The sequence below is a fragment of the Nocardiopsis sp. TRM 82005 genome, from assembly GCF_056312425.1.
The window spans coordinates 1-16,344 of the sequence record NZ_JBWDTQ010000026.1; the positions used below are offsets into that span (position 1 = coordinate 1).

The following is a 16,344-nucleotide window of genomic DNA, read 5'->3' on the forward strand; positions in this document are numbered from 1 at the left end:
TCTTGGCCTGCTCCTGACCGATCACGTAGGAGTCCAGGAACTCATAGAGCTCCCGCGGCTTGGGAAGCGAGTCCCAGCCGTCTCCGGCCGGGAGGACGTGGCCGTCGTCCTCCTCCATGATCTCGTTGCACAGGCCGACGCACTCATCGCAGATACAGATGTGTCCCGGACCGGCGATGAGTCTGCGGACCTCGCTCTGGTCCTTGCCGCAGAACGAGCACTTGAGCAGGGGCCCGCTGGCACCGGTGCTTGTCACTAGAAACGTTCTCCTCACGCGGGCAGCGCCCGGGTGGATCGGCGGGGTCGCCCCCAAAGCCAGATGGTCTCAACATCCGAAATCTCACGTTATCCCCTGCCAGGATAGGTGGCAAAGCAGATGAGGTGGCCCGTCGAGCCGTCTACCAGCGGACGGAGGCCGGGATCGAGGAGGCGACGGCGTGGCCGGCACCACGTGCCTCGGATCGCGCCACGATCCGCTCGGCGGCGACACGGACCGCGGCCTCGGTGGTGTCACCGGCCCTCGGCACACCCACCGCTGCGGCGATCTCACCGGTCTCGTCGAAGACCAGGCTCAGGCGCGGCCAGGCCCTCTCCGGGAAGGCCTGGCGCAGACAGCCGCACAGGTCGGCCACCGCCGTCCGGGCCAGCGGGATCCGCACAGCAGGGTCCTCGGTGACCACCACGGCGGTCACCGCGGCCCCGGGGGGAGCGGCGCGCAGGGCCTCCTCCACGGCCTCAAGGCGGTGTGTGCCCAGGACCGCGACGATCCCGTCCCCGGCGAGGGACACGGGCCGGCGTCGGATCGCGTCGAATACCTCCGGCGGCGACCAGTCCTCGTCGGCGGGCCGGGCTGGAGCCGTGTGCTCGACGTGCGGCGGCGGCCAGGCGTCGTCCAGGTGCAGACCGGCCAACCGCTCGCAGGTGCGGACCACGGTGAAGGGATCGACGAACCCGGGCGCGACGCCGACCATCTGGCTGGCCCCGTACAGGGTGGTGAGCACGGCCTCAGCCGCCCGGACCCGGCGCCCTCCGGGTTCGGGCGGGGTTTCCAGCGTCTCCAGGGAGAGCGCGAGCAGGACCGAGTCCAACCGCATGATCTGGGAGAACGCCTGCCGGGTGGACTCGTCGGCCAGGATCTCGGGGGTGAGTCCGGCGCCGATCCGCAGGGGTGCGTCGGTCACGGGGAGCCGGGAGACCCAGGCGCGGGCGAGGGCGCTCAGCGCGGTACGGGCGGTGTGGCCGGGTTCGGGGCGTGCGGTCTCGGCGGCGCGTTCGGCAGTCTCGGCCAGTACCGATAAGTACAGGGCGCGCTTGCCGGGGAAGTTGGAGTAGACCGCGCCCCGGGTGAGTTCGACGCGCTCGGCGATGCGGTCGATCTTGGCGTCGCGAAAGCCGTGTTCGGCGAACTCGTCCTCGGCCGCGGCCAGTACGCGCGCCCGGTTGCGGGCCTGCTGCTGCGCCCTCGTGAGCCGGGCCATCGTCCTCCTTCGCTTCGGCGTCCGCCCATCCTAGGGCTGGATGCCCACAGCACACGGATACACGAGGCATCCGGACGGCCCGGCGGGACTCACGGCCCGGGAGGTGTGTCTCTCAGAGATCTCTCATGTTGCCCTGGTTCGATAGGGATCGATGAGCAACCACACCATTCTCGTGGTGGATGACGCACCCAACATCGTCGACCTCGTCGCCACGGTTCTGGGCTTCCACGGTTTCCGCGTCGTGACGGCCACGTCGCTGGGACAGGCGCGCCGCGCACTGGCCGACCACGACCCCGACCTGCTGGTGATCGACGTCATGCTGCCCGACGGGGACGGCTACACGCTGTGCCAGGAGGTCCGCGAGGGCAGTCCCGACACCGGCATCGTCTTCCTGACCGCGCGTGACGCACCCGGGGACCGCATCGCCGGGCTCACCTACGGGGGCGACGACTACATCACCAAACCGTTCGAGATGGACGAGCTGGTCGCCCGGGTCCGCGCCGTCCTGCGCCGCCTGCGACCCAGCGGCGACGGACAGGAGCACACGGCGCACCGCGTCCTGCGCGTGGGCGACGTCGAACTGGACCAGGACCTGTTCGAGGTCCGCCGCGCCGGAAAGCCGGTCCACCTCTCGCGCACCGAGTACGAACTCCTGCTCTACCTCATGGACAACGCGGGCCGGGTGCTCTCCAGGGAGCAGATCATCGACCAGGTGTGGAACGTGGGCTACAGCGGCAGCTCCAACATCGTCGACACCTACATCGGCTACCTGCGGCGCAAGCTCAACGCGCTGGGCCCCAACGTCATCCACACGCACAGGGGCTTTGGCTACACGATGCGCGACGGCGGGGAGCAGGCGTGAGCGCGCGGCCCCCGTCCGGTCCCGGGGAGACCCCGTGACCCTGCGCGCCAGGCTGATCGCCCTGCTGATGGTGGTCACCACCCTGGCACTGACCATCGTGGTCTCGGTGGGCGCGGTCACCGTGCGCTCCTACCTGACGGACCAGTTGGACGGTCAGCTGGAGATCATCGCCGAGTTCGCCCGCGCCCGGCAGGACGAGATCCTCACCGACGACCTCGAAGCACTGATCGGCGAGGTGAGCGCACCCCGGGAGATCCTTGTCGAGATCGACTCCGACGAGGCCTCCTACCGGGACTCGGCCCTGTCCTCCTCCCTGTTGGAGGCCGTCGACGGACGGGTGGGCAGCGGCACGCCGACGACCGTGGAACACGAGGGGGCCACGTACCGGATCACGTACCTGGAGCTGCCCCGCCACGGGGCCCGGATGGTGGTGGCCCTGCCGCTGGAACCTGTGGAAGCGGCCGTCGGGCGCCTGATCCTGACCGGAACGGTGACCTCCGCGCTACTCCTGGCCCTGTTCGGCTCCATCGCCTCCTCAGTGCTGCGCTGGGGGCTGCGTCCGCTGGACGACGTCGTGGACACGGCCGAGGCGATCGCCGACGGGGACATCGACCGCCGGGTCCCGGTGGATCCGCGACAGGAGCACACCGAGACCGGCCGCCTGACCGTGTCGATCAACCGCATGCTGGCACACTTGCAGTCGGCGATCCGGTCGCGCACGGCCTCGGAGGAGCGGATGCGCCGCTTCGCCGCGGACGCCTCCCACGAGCTGCGCACACCCCTGACCGTGGTGCGCGGCTACCTCCAGATGCTCGCCGAGGGCATGGTCACCATGCGTGAGCGCCCGGACGTCGTGCCCCGGGCCCAGTCGGAGGCCGAACGCATGTCGCGCCTGGTGGAGAACCTCCTGTACCTGTCGCGGCTCGACGAGCGGGCCGAGACCGTACCCTCCGCGCGACCGTCGGTCGTCTCCCTGGCCGAGGTGGTCCGGGACTGCGTGTCCGACGCACGCGCCGCCGCGCCCGAACGCCTCGTCCGCACCGAGGTACGGGACGAGTGCCTGGTCACCGGCGACCGGGACTCCCTGCACCAGGCCCTGGCCAACATCCTGGCCAACGTGCTCACCCACACACCGTCCGACAGTGACGCGGCCGTGCGCCTCGAACGGGTCGACGGGCAGGCCGTACTGGAGGTCTCCGACTCCGGCCCCGGTGTCGGACCAGAGTCCGCGGCCTTCGTGTTCGAGCGCTTCTACCGCGATCCCGCCGCGCACGAGCGCGAGGGCAGCGGTCTGGGCCTGTCCATCGTCAGCGCGGTCATGGCCGCCCACGGGGGCAGCGCCCGCCTGCGCTCGACGGTCGAGGAGGGTACGACCGTGACCCTCACCTTCCCCCCGCGCGACACGGCCCGGGAAGGTGACACACACCTCACCACGTCAGACGGTTTCCCATCTGATTCTCATCCTCCTCGCAGGTCTTCCTCATCCGAGCGCGGTGGCCTGGAACCGTGGCCCGCGGCCCTTCGGCCCGGAGCCCGGAGCACGACACGAAAGAGGCGGAGCATGGCGACGCTGTTGCACCGGATCGGATCCTTCTCCTACCGCAGACGGTGGTGGGTGGTCGGGGTCTGGCTGGCCCTGATCGCGGTCGCGGCCACGGCCGCGCTGACCTTCCGCACACCGATGAACGACACCTTCGAGATCCCCGGCACGGAGGCTCAGGAAGCCGCGGACATGCTGGCCGAACGCTTCCCCGAGCGCAGCGGCGGATCGGTCACCGTCGTCGTCCAGGCTCCGGAGGGCGAGGAGGTGACGGCTTCCGAGGACTACCGTGAGGCCGTCGACGCCACCGCGGGACGACTCCGGGACGTGGAGGGCGTGGAGGAGGTCACCGACCCCTTCGACCTGCTCTCGGACGCCCGTGGGGCGTATGACGACGGCTTGGCCGAGGCGGAGCAGGAGGCGCGCGACCTCGCCCGCCAGGAGGCCGAGTCGCAGGTGCCCGAGGGCACCCCCGACCGGGAGGCCGTCATCGCCCAGGCCGAGGAGGAGGCCGCGAACGCGGTCGCCGAGCAGAGCCCCGCCTTCGACGAGGACGAGGTCACCGGGGAGATCCCGCTGTTCTCCGACAGCGGCCGGTCCCTGATGCTCCAGGTCCAGCTGTCGGAGTCCGACAACGAGGTCTCCCAGGAGACGGTCGAGGAGATCCTGGACACCGGGGACGAGGCCCGCGACGCCGGACTGACCGTGGAGTACAGCGGCCAGTCGCTGTCCATGGGCGCTCCCGTCATGGGCGTCGGCGAGATCCTGGGCGTGGTCGTGGCCCTGCTCGTGCTGATCCTGAACTTCGGTGCCCTGGTCCTGGCCGGCATGCCGATCCTCATCGCCCTGGCCGGCGTGGGGCTGGGTATGGCCTCCGTCTTCTCCCTGGCCTCCGTGCTGGAGCTGACCAGCACGGCGCCCATCCTGGCGGTGATGATCGGCATCGCCGTGGGCATCGACTACTCGCTGTTCGTGCTGTCACGGCACCGCCAGCAGCTCGCCCAGGGCATGGATCCGCACCAGTCGGTCGCGCGGTCCATCGGTACCGCCGGCAGCGCCGTGGTGTTCGCCGGGGTCACCGTGATCATCGCCCTGCTGGGTCTGAACGTGGTGGGCGTTCCCTTCCTGGGCGTCATGGGCGCGGTCGCCTCGGTGACGGTGTTCACCGCCGTGCTGGGCGCCGTCACCCTGCTGCCCGCGCTGCTCGGCTTCCTGGGCTCCAGGATCGGCGCGCTGCGGGTCCCGGTCCTGGGGCGCCGCTCGGAGGCCTCCCTGACCGCCGGAGAGACCCTCAGCAGCCGATGGGCCCGGTGGCTGGTGCGCCACCCGGTACTGCCCGTGATCGCGGTGGTGCTGGCTCTGGGAGCGGCCACGCTTCCCGCCACGGACCTGCGCCTGGGACTGCCCAACGACTCCACCGCGGCGGAGGAGACCACCCAGCGCCAGGCCTACGACATCATCAGCGAGGAGTTCGGGGCCGGGTACGCCTCACCGCTGCTGGTGGTGGCCGACCTGCGCGACGCCGGGGACCGCGAGGCCGCGGCCGAGGACATCGCCGACCGGGTCCGCGGCCTCGACGGTGTGGAGGAGGTCCACGACCCCTCCTACAACGACACCGGAGACACGGCGATGGTCACGGTCCTGCCGGAGGAGGGACCCTCGAGCAAGGTCACCGAGGACCTGCTGCACGAGATCCGGGACGAGCGCGCCACGGTGGAGTCCGACACCGGCGCGGGCATCGCGGTCACCGGCGCCACAGCGGTCGGGATCGACGTCTCCGAGCGCCTGAACGAGGCCCTGCCGCTGTTCCTGGGCATCGTCGTGGGACTGGCGCTGGTCCTGATGATGCTGGTGTTCCGCTCGGTGCTGGTTCCCGTCAAGGCCGCCCTGGGGTTCGTCCTGAGCGCGGGCGCCGCGCTGGGGCTGACCGTGGCCGTCTTCCAGCAGGGGCACGGCGCGAGCCTTCTCGGTGTGGAGAGCTCTCCGACGCTGTTGGCCTTCCTGCCCATCCTGCTGCTGGGAGTGCTCTTCGGTCTGGCCATCGACTACGAGGTCTTCCTGGTCTCGCGGATGCGCGAGGAGTTCACCCACGGGGCCGAGGCCCGCGAAGCGGTGGTCACGGGCTTCCGGCAGGGGGCCCGGGTGGTCACGGTGGCCGCGGTGATCATGGTCTCGGTGTTCGGGTCGTTCGTGTTCGGCCACGACGAGATGATCAAGCCGATCGCGTTCGCCCTGGCCGTGGGTGTCCTGGTGGACGCCTTCCTGGTGCGGATGACGCTGGTCCCGGCGCTGATGTCGCTGTTCGGACGCGCGGCCTGGTGGCTGCCCCGGTGGCTGGGCCGGTGGCTGCCCTCGGTCGACATCGAGGGTGAGAAGCTCGCCCGCGCCGAGGAGGCCCCGGAGACCGTGGGGGCCGGTACGCACCGCTGACACGGGTTCCTCACGCCGCCGCCCCCGTACGGACGCCGGACGGGGGCGGCGGCGTTTCCGGGGGGTGGTTCGTCCGCCCGAGGCCGGGGCGGCGCTGCCCTCGCCGGTGCCGTCAGCGCCCCGAGCACACCGTTCCTCCCGTTCTGGGGCGCCGTCCCCGGCTGGTCCCCCGATGTCGCGGAGCGGCACCACAGTTCAGCTGCCATCCTCCCGGCGGTCATCTGGGAGGGGCACAATGACCGCCTTCCCCACACGAGCTCGACCACGTGAAAGCGAGTGCACGTCCGTGTCCCTCCTCACATCCCCCACCGGGACCGGGCGTGCACAGCGCACCGTCGTCGGTACCGGCGGGCACCGGCCCGAGATCGACGGCCTGAGGGCCGTGGCCGTGCTCCTGGTGGCCGCCTACCACGTCTGGTTGGGAAGGGTCTCCGGCGGCGTCGACGTCTTCCTGATGCTGACGGGCTTCCTGATCACCGCTTCCCTGGTACGCGCGGCCACAGGCGAAGCGATTCGCTACGGCGCCTTCCTGGCACGGCTGGCCGCACGGCTGGTGCCGACCGCCGCCGTCGTCATCCTGGTGACGTTGGCCGCGACGTGGCTGTTCCTGCCCGAGACGCGGTGGCGCGACGCCCCGGAGGACGCGACCGCGGCCCTGCTCTACCACACGAACTGGGACCTGGCGCTGGGGTCGGTGGACTACCTGGCGCGGGAGGGTGTCCTCAACCCCTTCCAGCACTTCTGGTCACTGTCGGTCCAGGGGCAGTTCTACCTGGTGTGGCCCGTGCTGATCGCGGCCGCCGTGTGGACGGCCCGGCGCGCTGGACGTGACCCGCGCACCCTGCTGCTCGTGTCCCTGTCCGTGGTCTTCGTGCTCTCGTTGGCCTACTCGGTGCTGACGACCCGGGCCGACCAGCCGTGGGCCTACTTCGACACCGGCGCCCGGCTCTGGGAGTTCGCGCTCGGCGGGCTCCTGGCCCTGCTGCTGCCCAGAATGGACCTGCCGCGGGCACCGCGTGTGGCGCTGGGCTGGATCGGTCTTGCTTCGCTGGTGCTGTGCGGGGTGCTGTTGCGGGTGTCGTCCGTCTTCCCCGGGTACGCGGCGCTGTGGCCCACCCTCGCCGCCGCGGCCGTCGTCGTGGCCGGCAACTCCGGTTCGGCCTTCGGAGCCGACCGGCTGCTCACCCTGCGGCCGCTGCGCTACCTGGGCTCGATCTCCTACGCGCTGTACCTGTGGCACTGGCCGCTGCTGGTGTCCTACCTGTCCGTCACCGGGCGCGGCCTGGCGACGCCGTTGGGCGGGGCGGCCGTCCTGGCGGTGTCGGTGCTGCTGGCGGCGGCGACCACCCCGGTGGCCGACCGGCTGGCCGCGCTGGGACGCGGAGGCGGGGGCCGGGCGGTGCTGCGCGGGACGGCGGTGGCCCTGGCCTGCCTGCTTCCGGTGCTGCTCACGGCCGGGGCCTGGGCCGGACACCAGTCCGCCGAGAGCGCCCGGTGGGAGAGGCTGCTCTCCGACGGCCACAGCTACCCGGGAGCGGCCGCGGCCGTGGGGGCCGAGGTGCCGGATCTGCCGGTCTACCCGCCACTGGCCCTGGCGGTCGAGGAGACCCCCGTTACCTACGACGACGGCTGCAACCAGACGACCACCGACGCTGAGGTGATCACGTGCGCCTACGGCGCTGACGACCCGGTGCGTACGGTGGCGCTGGTGGGCGGCTCACACGCGGCGCACTGGTTCCCCGCTCTGGAGAGCATCGCCCTGGCACGCGGTTGGCGGCTGGTCAACATCGTCAAGGGCGCCTGCCTTTTCACCGACGTCCCGCAGACCTACAAGGGCGAGCCGTACACCTCGTGCGCGGAGTGGAACCGCGGGGTGAGGGCCGAACTCGAACGGCTGCGGCCCGACACGGTGTTCACCACGGGCACCACGACCAGCCTGGACGCCTCGGCCGGGTTCGGCGAGGAGGAGCTCGTGGACGGCTACGTGGACCGGTGGCGCGAACTGGGGGACATGGGAATCGACGTGGTCGCCGTGCGCGACACCCCGAGGTTCGGTTTCGACGTGCCCGACTGCCTGGCCGAGTCGGGGCCGGACGAGTGCACCTCGGCACCGGAGGAGTCGATGGCGCCGGCCTCACCGCTGGAGGCGGTCGACCTGCCCGCGAACGTGACGGCGCTGGACCTGACCGACCGGTTCTGCGAGCCCGGCGTGTGCCGCCCCGTGATCGGCAACGTCCTCGTGTACTGGGACGGCGGCCACATCGGCGCGACGTTCATGCGCACCCTGGCACCGGAGCTGGAACGGCGGTGGGCACGGGCCGAGGGTTGGTGAGGCACCTCAGTCGGCCGGGCCCCTCACCGGATGACCTTGCCCGTACTGGCACTGTCGGCGGCCGAGGTTGCCGATACGGGCAAGATCATCGCGATTGAAGGCGAGTGGGCCCTGGGCAAGCCAACTACAACCCGCGGGGCGAAGCCCCGCACCGGGGGTCTGGGGGTCGTCCCCCAGAGGAAACGACGAGACGACCCGGCGAGCGCGGTCACGCGCGAGCAGGGTCGTCCCGGAGTCGAGTGGGCGCGAAGGGACTCGAACCCCTGACCTATTGCTTGTAAGGCAATTGCTCTAACCAACTGAGCTACGCGCCCGTGCTTCGGACGAGATCATACCGCTTTGCGAGGATCCTCGCGCCTTGTTTTCAGGCGATCCCGCTCAGCCGCTTCAGGTACTCGTCCACATCACGCGCCTCGGAGACCGCGGTGAGGACTGACCAGCGAACGAGGCCCCCACCGTCGATCAGGAAGGTGCCCCGCCGGGCCGTGCCCCGTGCCGGGTCGAACACCCCGTAGGCGTCGGCCACACCGCCGTGCGGCCAGAAGTCCGACAACAGGGCGAACGGAAAGCCCTCGCGGTCGGACCAGGTGCGCAGGGCGAAGACCGAGTCCACCGACACCGCCAGGACGGTGGCGCCGAGCCCGGTGAACTCGGCGTGGCGCTCGCTCAGGTCGGCGAGTTCACCGGAGCACACACCGGAGAAGGCCAGCGGGTAGAAGACCAGCAGGACGGGGCGACCGCGCAGGGCGGTCAGAGAGGTGTCCTGGCCGTACTGGTCCTGGAGGGTGAAACCGGGCGCGGCGGCGCCCACGGGCACGGTCATGGAATGCTTTCGTCTGCTGGCGGCCCGCCGGTCGACAGGCGCCCCTCAGCGCCGCGCGTCCGCCTGTGGGACGCGCGGCACCGGATGACTCACTCGTCGCGGGTGGTGTTCGTCACCGCTTGGGAACGACCAGGCGCGTACCCGACCAGTCGGAGCCAACGCTGACCGCACTGGTCTGGGAAAGGCCCGATGTCGTCGCAGCCTCGGCCACGTCGTTGGGGGACACGTGCAGATCACGTCCCGCCTTCGGGGTCAGCACCAGAATGGTCCCTCCGTCAGCGATGGTGGTCACAGTGTCCATCAGCGCGTCGGTGAGGTCCTCCTCCTCGTCGGACCGCCACCACAGCAGTGCCGCGTTGACGTCACCGTCGAAGTCCTCGTCGACCAGCTCCTCACCGGTGTGTTCGGTGATGGATGCGCGCAGGCCTTCGTCGACGTCGTCGTCGAAGCCGAATTCCTGCACCACCTGACCCGGCTTGAATCCGAGTCGGTCAGCCAAGCCACGTTCGCTCTGTGCCTGGCCCGCGGTCGCGCTCACGAAAGTTCTCCTCCACAGATGGTTTTTCTCAATCTTGCCTGCACGAAGCAGTTGTCACAACGATGCCGGGCCATTTCGCCGCCCGTCACGTGGGTTCGCGACCATCGCTGATGGCCTAGTTCACACGTTAGTGGCATGTTCCGTCAACGCGCTCCCAAACCTGCCCGCTTTCCTCCGCTCAGGAGGAGGACAGGAAGGACAGCCGTACACGCCGGTCCGGGTTGTCCACGTTCAGGTCGACGACGGCGATGGACTGCCACGTGCCCAGTTCGAGCCTTCCCGAGACCACCGGGACGGTGGTCTGGGGAGCGACGAAGGCGGGCATCACGTGTGACCGCCCGTGGCCGCGTGAGCCGTGCCTGTGCCGCCATCTGTCGTCGGCCGGCAGCAGATCGGACAGGGAGGCCAGGAGGTCGTCGTCGGACCCCGCCCCGAGTTCGATGATCGCCACGCCCGCCGTCGCGTGCGGGACGAAGACGTTGAGCAGTCCGTCGCCCCCGGCCTCGGCCACGAAGTCGCCGCACTGGCGTGTGATATCGGCGACGTTCTCCGAACCACCCGTGTGCAGCTCAAGGATCTGTGTCCGCATAGCGCCACCTTCGCGCAGGCACGGCGCTCGTGCAACCATCCCGGGTGCGTCTGTGGATGGCGCATGGTCCCCATGAGAGGTCATACTCGTCCACCATATGTGCGAACCTGGTCAAAGAGAGGGGAAACGGTGACTGCTTCTTTACGGCTGGGGCCCCTGCTCAGGCACCCGGGGCCGACCACGGCCACAGTGTGGGTGGAGACTGACGCCCCCTGCCTGGTACACGTCGTGGTCGACGGTGACGTGGCGGCGGCCACCACACGGACCTTCACCGTGCACGGCCACCACTACGCCGTGTGCACGGTCGAGGGGCTGCCCCCCGGGGCGAAACTGCCCTACGAGGTGTTCCTGGACGAGGACCGGGTCTGGCCCGAGCCCGACAGCCCCTTCCCGCCCAGCACCGTGCGCACCGTGGACCCGGACGCGCCCACCCGGCTGCTGTACGGCTCCTGCCACACGCCCACGGGCGACACTCCCGAGAGTGTGGTCCGCTACGGCCCCGACATGCTGCGCGCCACCGCTCGGCGGCTGGCCCACGAGCCGGTCGAGGGCAACCTGGCGCTGCTGCTCATCGGCGACCAGGTCTACGCGGACGAGCCCCAGGAGTCGATGCTCGCCTTCCTGCGTCAGGCCCGTGAGCAGGACAGCCCCGACAACCCCGTGGACGAGGTCGTCCACTACGGCGAGTACGCCGAGCTGTACCGGCAGGCCTGGAGCGATCCCCAGGTGCGGTGGCTGCTGTCCACCGTGCCGACCCTGATGGTCTTCGACGACCACGACATCCGCGACGACTGGAACACCTCCGCCGCCTGGCGCCACGCCATGGACGGGCAGCCCTGGTGGCGCACCCGTGTCACCAGCGGCCTGGGCGCCTACTGGGTGTACCAGCACCTGGGCAACCTCTCCCCGGAGGACAGGGAGAAGGACCCCCTGTGGGCCGCCGTACGCGGGGTCGAGGGCGACTCCGCGTACGAGGTCGACGCCTTCGCCTGGCGGGCGCACACCGAACCGTCGGGGTACCAGTGGAGCCACCGCCACGACATCGGCTCCGTCCGGGTGCTGGTGGTCGACACACGGTGCTCCCGCGCCCTGGGGGAGGACGACCTCCCCAACGGGTCCCGGTCGCTCCTGGGCCCCCAGGGCCACGACTGGTTGGACGAGCACCTCACCGGCGGCCCCGACCACGTGGTGGTCGCCTCGACGGTCCCGGTCCTGCTGCCCTACGCGGTACACCACCTGGAGGCCTGGAACGAGGCGGTGTGCGCGGGCGCCTGGGGGAAGTGGCCGCGCGGGCGGGCCGAGAAGCTGCGCCAGGACATCGACCTGGAGCACTGGGCCGCGTTCCAGTACTCCTTCCGCCGCCTGACCGAAGCGGTCGGGGAGACCTCCCGGAGCGAGCGCGGTCCGGCTCCGGCCACTGTGCTGTTCCTCAGTGGAGACGTGCACTTCTCCTACCTGGCACGCGCCGAGCACCGGAATTCCGACGGCGGCGGGAGCCAGGTGGCCCAGTTGGTGTCCTCTCCCCTGTGCAACCAGGCGCCGGGGCGTATGCGCCACATGCTCCGCCTGTCCGCCGGCTGGCCGCTGCGCCTGGTCGCACGGGCGCTGACGTGGCTGGCCCGGGTTCCGGAGCCCGACCTGCGTTGGGACATGGGGAGCACGCCGTACTTCGACAACACCGTCGGAGAGGTCTCCTTCGACGGCCGGGCGGCGCAGGCCGTCTGGTACCACTGCCCCGAGGGCGGTGGTCCGGACGTGCTGCCCGTGATACGCCTGCACGCGAGGTTCTGAGGCCCCGCCCGATGGAGCGGACGACCTCTGGGCGCCGTCGGCACGTGCCGACGGCGCCCAGGCGGTTCAGGGCTTCTTGGCGGCCGGTCGGCGGTTGGACTGAGCACCGCGCCGGGTCCTGCGCGCCGCCAGACCGAGGGCACCGCTGCCCTGTGCCAGCAGGGAACGCGCCCGGTTCACGGTGCCACGAGGAGCCGGGGAGGAGGTGCCGGCGCCGAAGCCGTCCTTCTCGCCGCCGGTTTCGGATGCCTGGCCGGTCCCGGTGCCCCGGGCCGCGGCGTCCTCGTCGCCGGGGTCCCGCGCGGTACCGCTCTCCGTCTCGGCCCCGCCCAGGTGCGGAAGCACCCGTGTCGGCCCGACCCCGCGGCCGGACCTCAGGTGGGGCAGGACGTCGGTCGGCTCCTCCCCGTCGTCACCGCTCCCCGGCTCCAGGTGCGGGAGCACCTCGGTCGCCCCCTGGTCCGTGCGGCCGTCGTCCGCCGACGGGCGGGTACCCTCCGCGGCGGCCGGTTCGGCGAAGGCGGCGTCACCTTCCGCCTGCCCGCTCTCCTCGCGCACGACCTGCTTCCAGGACCTCTCCTCCTCCCGCTGGCGCAGTGCCCGCCTGGCGTTATCGGCACGCCAGGAACGCCAGGACCTCACCAGCGGTGTGATGACCGGCCAGGTCACCCTCGCCGGGCGCGAGAGAGCGTGCCACAGGTAGGCGGTGGTGCCCCACGCCTCCATGGCCCTGCGCGCCTTGGTGATGGTGAAGAAGGTGGGGACGGCCAGCAGCAGCTGCGGCCAGGCCAGCGCCAGCGAGACGAACAGCGGATACATGCCGCCGCCCGCCACCGACGCGGCCGCGCCGATCACCACGGGAACCAGTGCCAGGGCGATCCGCAGACCGGTGAACTGGCGGAAGCGGTGCAGCGAGCGGCGCGCGGACACCGGCGGTGTCAACCCCTCTGGAAGGGGCGTGGGCTGCACGACCAGCGCCAGCAGCAGCGTCCCCACACCCACGCTCGCCGCCAGCAGTATGGTCCATCCCGAGGCGGAGAGAGTTCCGCCGACCAGGAGGTGGACCAGTCCCAGTACGGGAAGTGGCGCGGGCAGCCAGAACAGCGCCCGCCTGCGCAGCTCACCCTCCTGCGTGGGCTGGAGAATGAAATCGATTATCGGACGGAAGAACCGGGACTCTATCCTCGGTCGCTCGGCCACAGCGTTGACCCCCCAAGAACGTCGTGACTGGACGGTGCGGAGACCTTCGCCCGAGGTTTGTGTCAGCCTCACCGGTCCCATCGGCAACCCGCCCACCACAAAGCTATCCCTTTTCATGTAGTCCCCGGGCGCATACGGTCAGTTACTGACATACCCGGTGCTGGTGAAACTTCCATAAGTAGACAGACATGACAGGCAACGATCAGGTTACGTCGCACATTACCCATGTGTCCCCGTGGTGGCTGGTCCCGGGAATCCCGCGCTCCGGGTCAGTCCTCGCCCGCCTCGGCGAGGCGGCCGAGGGCGACGGCCACCCGCAGGACGAAAGATCCGCGCCCGTCGGAGGGGGTGCGCCCGGTCAGCTCGGCGATCCGGCTGAGCCGGTAACGGACCGTGTTGGGGTGCACGAACAGCATTCTCGCGGTGGCCTCCAGGGACGAGGCGTGCTCCAGGTACACCGACAGCGTGTCCAACAGCGGCGAGCCCGCACGCTGGAGGGGGACGTACACCTCCTCCACCAGCTGTCGCCGGGCCTCGGCCTCGCCCTGCAACGCGCGCTCGGGCAGCAGGTCGTCGGCGAGCACCGGGCGCGGCGCGTCCGGCCAGGCCACAGCGGCGCGCAGACCGTTGACCGCGGCCCGCGCCGAGGCCCCCGCGGCACGCAGGTCGGGGACGGCGGGGCCCACCACCACCGGGCCGGGGCCGAAGAGCCCGGCCAGCGGTTCGGCGGCCGCACCCGGCAGGTCACGTTCCCGGTAGCGGCCCCCCACACCGACGACCACGACCACGCGCTTACCCTGCATCCCGGCCAGCACGTCGTGCCCGAGGCGGCGCGCGGCCGAGCGCAGGTCGTCGAGGACCTTGCCGTCGTCGTCACCGGTCTCACCGGCCACCGCGATGACCGGGGTGTGCGACCATCCCAGCGCCGAGCCCCAGGTCTGAAGCCCGTCCTCGTGGTCGCCGTGCAGCAGGGCGTCGACGATCAGCGCCTCCAGCCGGGCGTCCCAGGCACCGCGGGCCTCGGCGGCGCGCGCGTACACCTTCGCGGAGCTGAAGGCGACCTCGCGCGTGTAGCGCAGCACGGCCTCGCGCAACTGCTGGGCGCCGCCGGGCGCGGCCAGCTCCTCCACCTGGCCCTCGACCACGTCGATGACCACGCGGATCATGTCGACGGTCTGTTGGAGGGAGACCGAGCGGGTGAGCTCGCGCGGGGCGGTGCCGAAGACTTCGACGGTGATGGCGGGGCGCCCGCGCGCCGGGTTGCGGAACCAGTCGACGAAGGCCGCCACACCGGACTGGGCGACCAGGCCGATCCACGAGCGGTCCTCAGCCGACATACGGCGGAACCAGCCCAGACGCTGCTCCATACGCGCCACGGCGGCCGTACCGAGCGTGCCCATCGAGCGCTCCAGGCGGCGTACGGTCTCGGCGCGGACGCGTTCCTGTTCCGTCTGAGCCGGTGTGTCCGCGGCCTTCTCCCCTCCCGGGGTTGCCGAGGCGGCCTGGTCGTCCTGAGACTGGTGGGGTTCGGTGTTCACACCACCAGGTTCGCATCCCCCTCGCACCCGGTCAGTGGCCTGCCCCGCGTCCACGGTGGCCAGAGGCGCTCACTTCCCCGGCCATGCGCACCGCGTACCGTCAAAAGGTGATCTCTCCCACCAGTTTCACGGCTTGTGGGCGCGCATTCACCACCATTTTGTGGAGTCTCCACAAACGGTGGTGAGTGAACTTCGTGCCCCTCCCCCTCTGACTGGTGATCTTCTACAGGGCAAGGTTGATGTCGTGCTTGTTATCGTTGCTCCCGGCCAAGGCGCCCAGGCTCCCGGCTTCCTCTCCCCGTGGCTCGAACTGCCCGGTGTCTCCGCGCAGGTCGAGGCGTGGTCCGAGGTGGCCGGGCTCGACCTGGTGCGCTACGGCACCACCGCGGACGCGGACGAGATCCGCGACACCGCCGTCGCCCAGCCCCTGCTGGTCAGCGCCGGCCTGGTCGCGGCCTCCGCGGTCCTCGGCCCCCTGGCCGCCCCCTCACCGGCGCTGCCCGCCGAGCGCTCCCTGCTGGACGCGGTCGCCGGTCACAGCGTCGGCGAATTCACCGCCGCCGCGATCGCCGGCGTGCTGTCCCCCAAGGACGCGCTGACGCTGGTCGCCGAACGCGGCCGGGGCATGGCCGACGCCGCGGCGCGGACGGAGACCGGGATGACCGCGGTGCTCGGCGGTGACCGCGAGCAGGTGTTGCAGGCTCTCGCGGACGCCGGCCTGACCCCGGCCAACGACAACGGCTCGGGGCAGATCGTGGCCGCCGGGACCACCGAGCAGCTCGCCGCGTTCGCCGAGAACCCGCCCGCGCGGGCCCGGCTGCGCCCCCTGCCGGTCGCGGGTGCCTTCCACACCGAGCACATGGCTCCGGCCGTGGAGCGGGTGCGAGAGGCCTCCGCCGTCCTGTCCCCGTCCGATCCCACGGTGCGCCTGCTCTCCAACACCGACGGCGCGGTGGTCGACAGCGGCAGCGAGTACCTGGAACGGCTCATCTCCCAGATCTCCTCCCCGGTTCGCTGGGACGCGTGCACGCATACCCTGGCCGACCTGGGGATCACCGCGCTGATCGAGCTCGCTCCGGCGGGCACGCTCACCGGCCTGGCCAAGCGCGCGCTGCGGGGTGTCGAACTCCTCGCGGTGAAGACCCCCGACGACCTCGACCGCGCCGGTGCCCTCGTCAAGGAGCACGCCGGCTCCCCCGCGGCCACCGACCAGGAAGGCTAAC

General features: G+C 71.0%; 12 protein-coding genes and 1 tRNA gene. 5 read left to right on the top strand and 8 right to left on the bottom strand.

What is annotated here, in order from left to right; translation table 11 throughout:
- Together AC0T5L_RS20485 and AC0T5L_RS20490 are read right to left on the bottom strand one after the other, a co-directional pair.
- Positions 1-256: ClpX C4-type zinc finger protein (locus AC0T5L_RS20485; protein ID WP_476167074.1), on the bottom strand; the 256-nt coding region annotated here is incomplete at its 3' end.
- 142 nt (positions 257-398) lie between these two features.
- Entirely contained in the window at positions 399-1,478 is a 1,080-nt protein-coding gene (locus AC0T5L_RS20490) for a TetR/AcrR family transcriptional regulator (RefSeq protein ID WP_476167075.1), read from the bottom strand.
- A gap of 151 nt (positions 1,479-1,629) precedes the next feature.
- On the opposite strand from AC0T5L_RS20490, the gene AC0T5L_RS20495 reads away from it, so the two are divergent.
- From AC0T5L_RS20495 to AC0T5L_RS20505, 3 genes are all read left to right on the top strand, one after another.
- Positions 1,630-2,340 carry a response regulator transcription factor gene (locus tag AC0T5L_RS20495; RefSeq protein WP_476167076.1) on the top strand — a complete coding sequence of 237 codons (711 nt, stop codon included), beginning with the start codon at positions 1,630-1,632 and terminating at the stop codon, positions 2,338-2,340.
- A gap of 34 nt (positions 2,341-2,374) precedes the next feature.
- A complete protein-coding gene (locus tag AC0T5L_RS20500) occupies positions 2,375-6,310 on the top strand; it encodes an MMPL family transporter (protein ID WP_476167077.1) in 3,936 nt (1,311 codons plus the stop codon).
- Between the two features lie 286 nt (positions 6,311-6,596).
- Positions 6,597-8,642: an acyltransferase family protein gene (locus AC0T5L_RS20505; protein WP_476167078.1), complete on the top strand. Its 2,046-nt coding sequence runs from the start codon at positions 6,597-6,599 to the stop codon at positions 8,640-8,642.
- 240 nt (positions 8,643-8,882) lie between these two features.
- Here AC0T5L_RS20505 and AC0T5L_RS20510 read toward each other — a convergent pair.
- From AC0T5L_RS20510 to AC0T5L_RS20525, 4 genes are all read right to left on the bottom strand, one after another.
- Positions 8,883-8,956 (bottom strand) — tRNA-Val (locus tag AC0T5L_RS20510).
- A gap of 50 nt (positions 8,957-9,006) precedes the next feature.
- A complete protein-coding gene (locus AC0T5L_RS20515; RefSeq protein ID WP_476167079.1) occupies positions 9,007-9,465 on the bottom strand; it encodes a peroxiredoxin in 459 nt (152 codons plus the stop codon).
- Positions 9,466-9,577: 112 nt separating this feature from the next.
- Positions 9,578-10,003, bottom strand: coding sequence for a DUF3052 domain-containing protein (locus tag AC0T5L_RS20520; protein ID WP_476167080.1), 426 nt, complete (start codon positions 10,001-10,003; stop codon positions 9,578-9,580).
- A 178-nt stretch (positions 10,004-10,181) separates the two neighbouring features.
- Entirely contained in the window at positions 10,182-10,592 is a 411-nt protein-coding gene (locus AC0T5L_RS20525) for a secondary thiamine-phosphate synthase enzyme YjbQ (RefSeq protein WP_476167081.1), read from the bottom strand.
- Positions 10,593-10,721: 129 nt separating this feature from the next.
- Between AC0T5L_RS20525 and AC0T5L_RS20530 the strand changes: the two genes are divergently transcribed.
- Positions 10,722-12,383, top strand: a complete 1,662-nt coding sequence (locus AC0T5L_RS20530) for an alkaline phosphatase D family protein (RefSeq protein ID WP_476167082.1) — start codon at positions 10,722-10,724, stop codon at positions 12,381-12,383.
- A gap of 66 nt (positions 12,384-12,449) precedes the next feature.
- Here the strand turns inward: AC0T5L_RS20530 and AC0T5L_RS20535 are convergent, their stop codons facing one another.
- Both AC0T5L_RS20535 and AC0T5L_RS20540 read right to left on the bottom strand, forming a co-directional pair.
- Complete coding sequence (locus AC0T5L_RS20535; protein WP_476167171.1) at positions 12,450-13,541, bottom strand: hypothetical protein; 1,092 nt, start codon at positions 13,539-13,541, stop codon at positions 12,450-12,452.
- A gap of 311 nt (positions 13,542-13,852) precedes the next feature.
- Positions 13,853-15,121: a PucR family transcriptional regulator gene (locus tag AC0T5L_RS20540; RefSeq protein WP_476167083.1), complete on the bottom strand. Its 1,269-nt coding sequence runs from the start codon at positions 15,119-15,121 to the stop codon at positions 13,853-13,855.
- Positions 15,122-15,365: 244 nt separating this feature from the next.
- Between AC0T5L_RS20540 and AC0T5L_RS20545 the strand changes: the two genes are divergently transcribed.
- On the top strand, positions 15,366-16,343 hold the full coding sequence (locus AC0T5L_RS20545) for an ACP S-malonyltransferase (protein ID WP_476167084.1): 978 nt from the start codon (positions 15,366-15,368) through the stop codon (positions 16,341-16,343).
- Position 16,344: the final 1 nt, after the last annotated feature.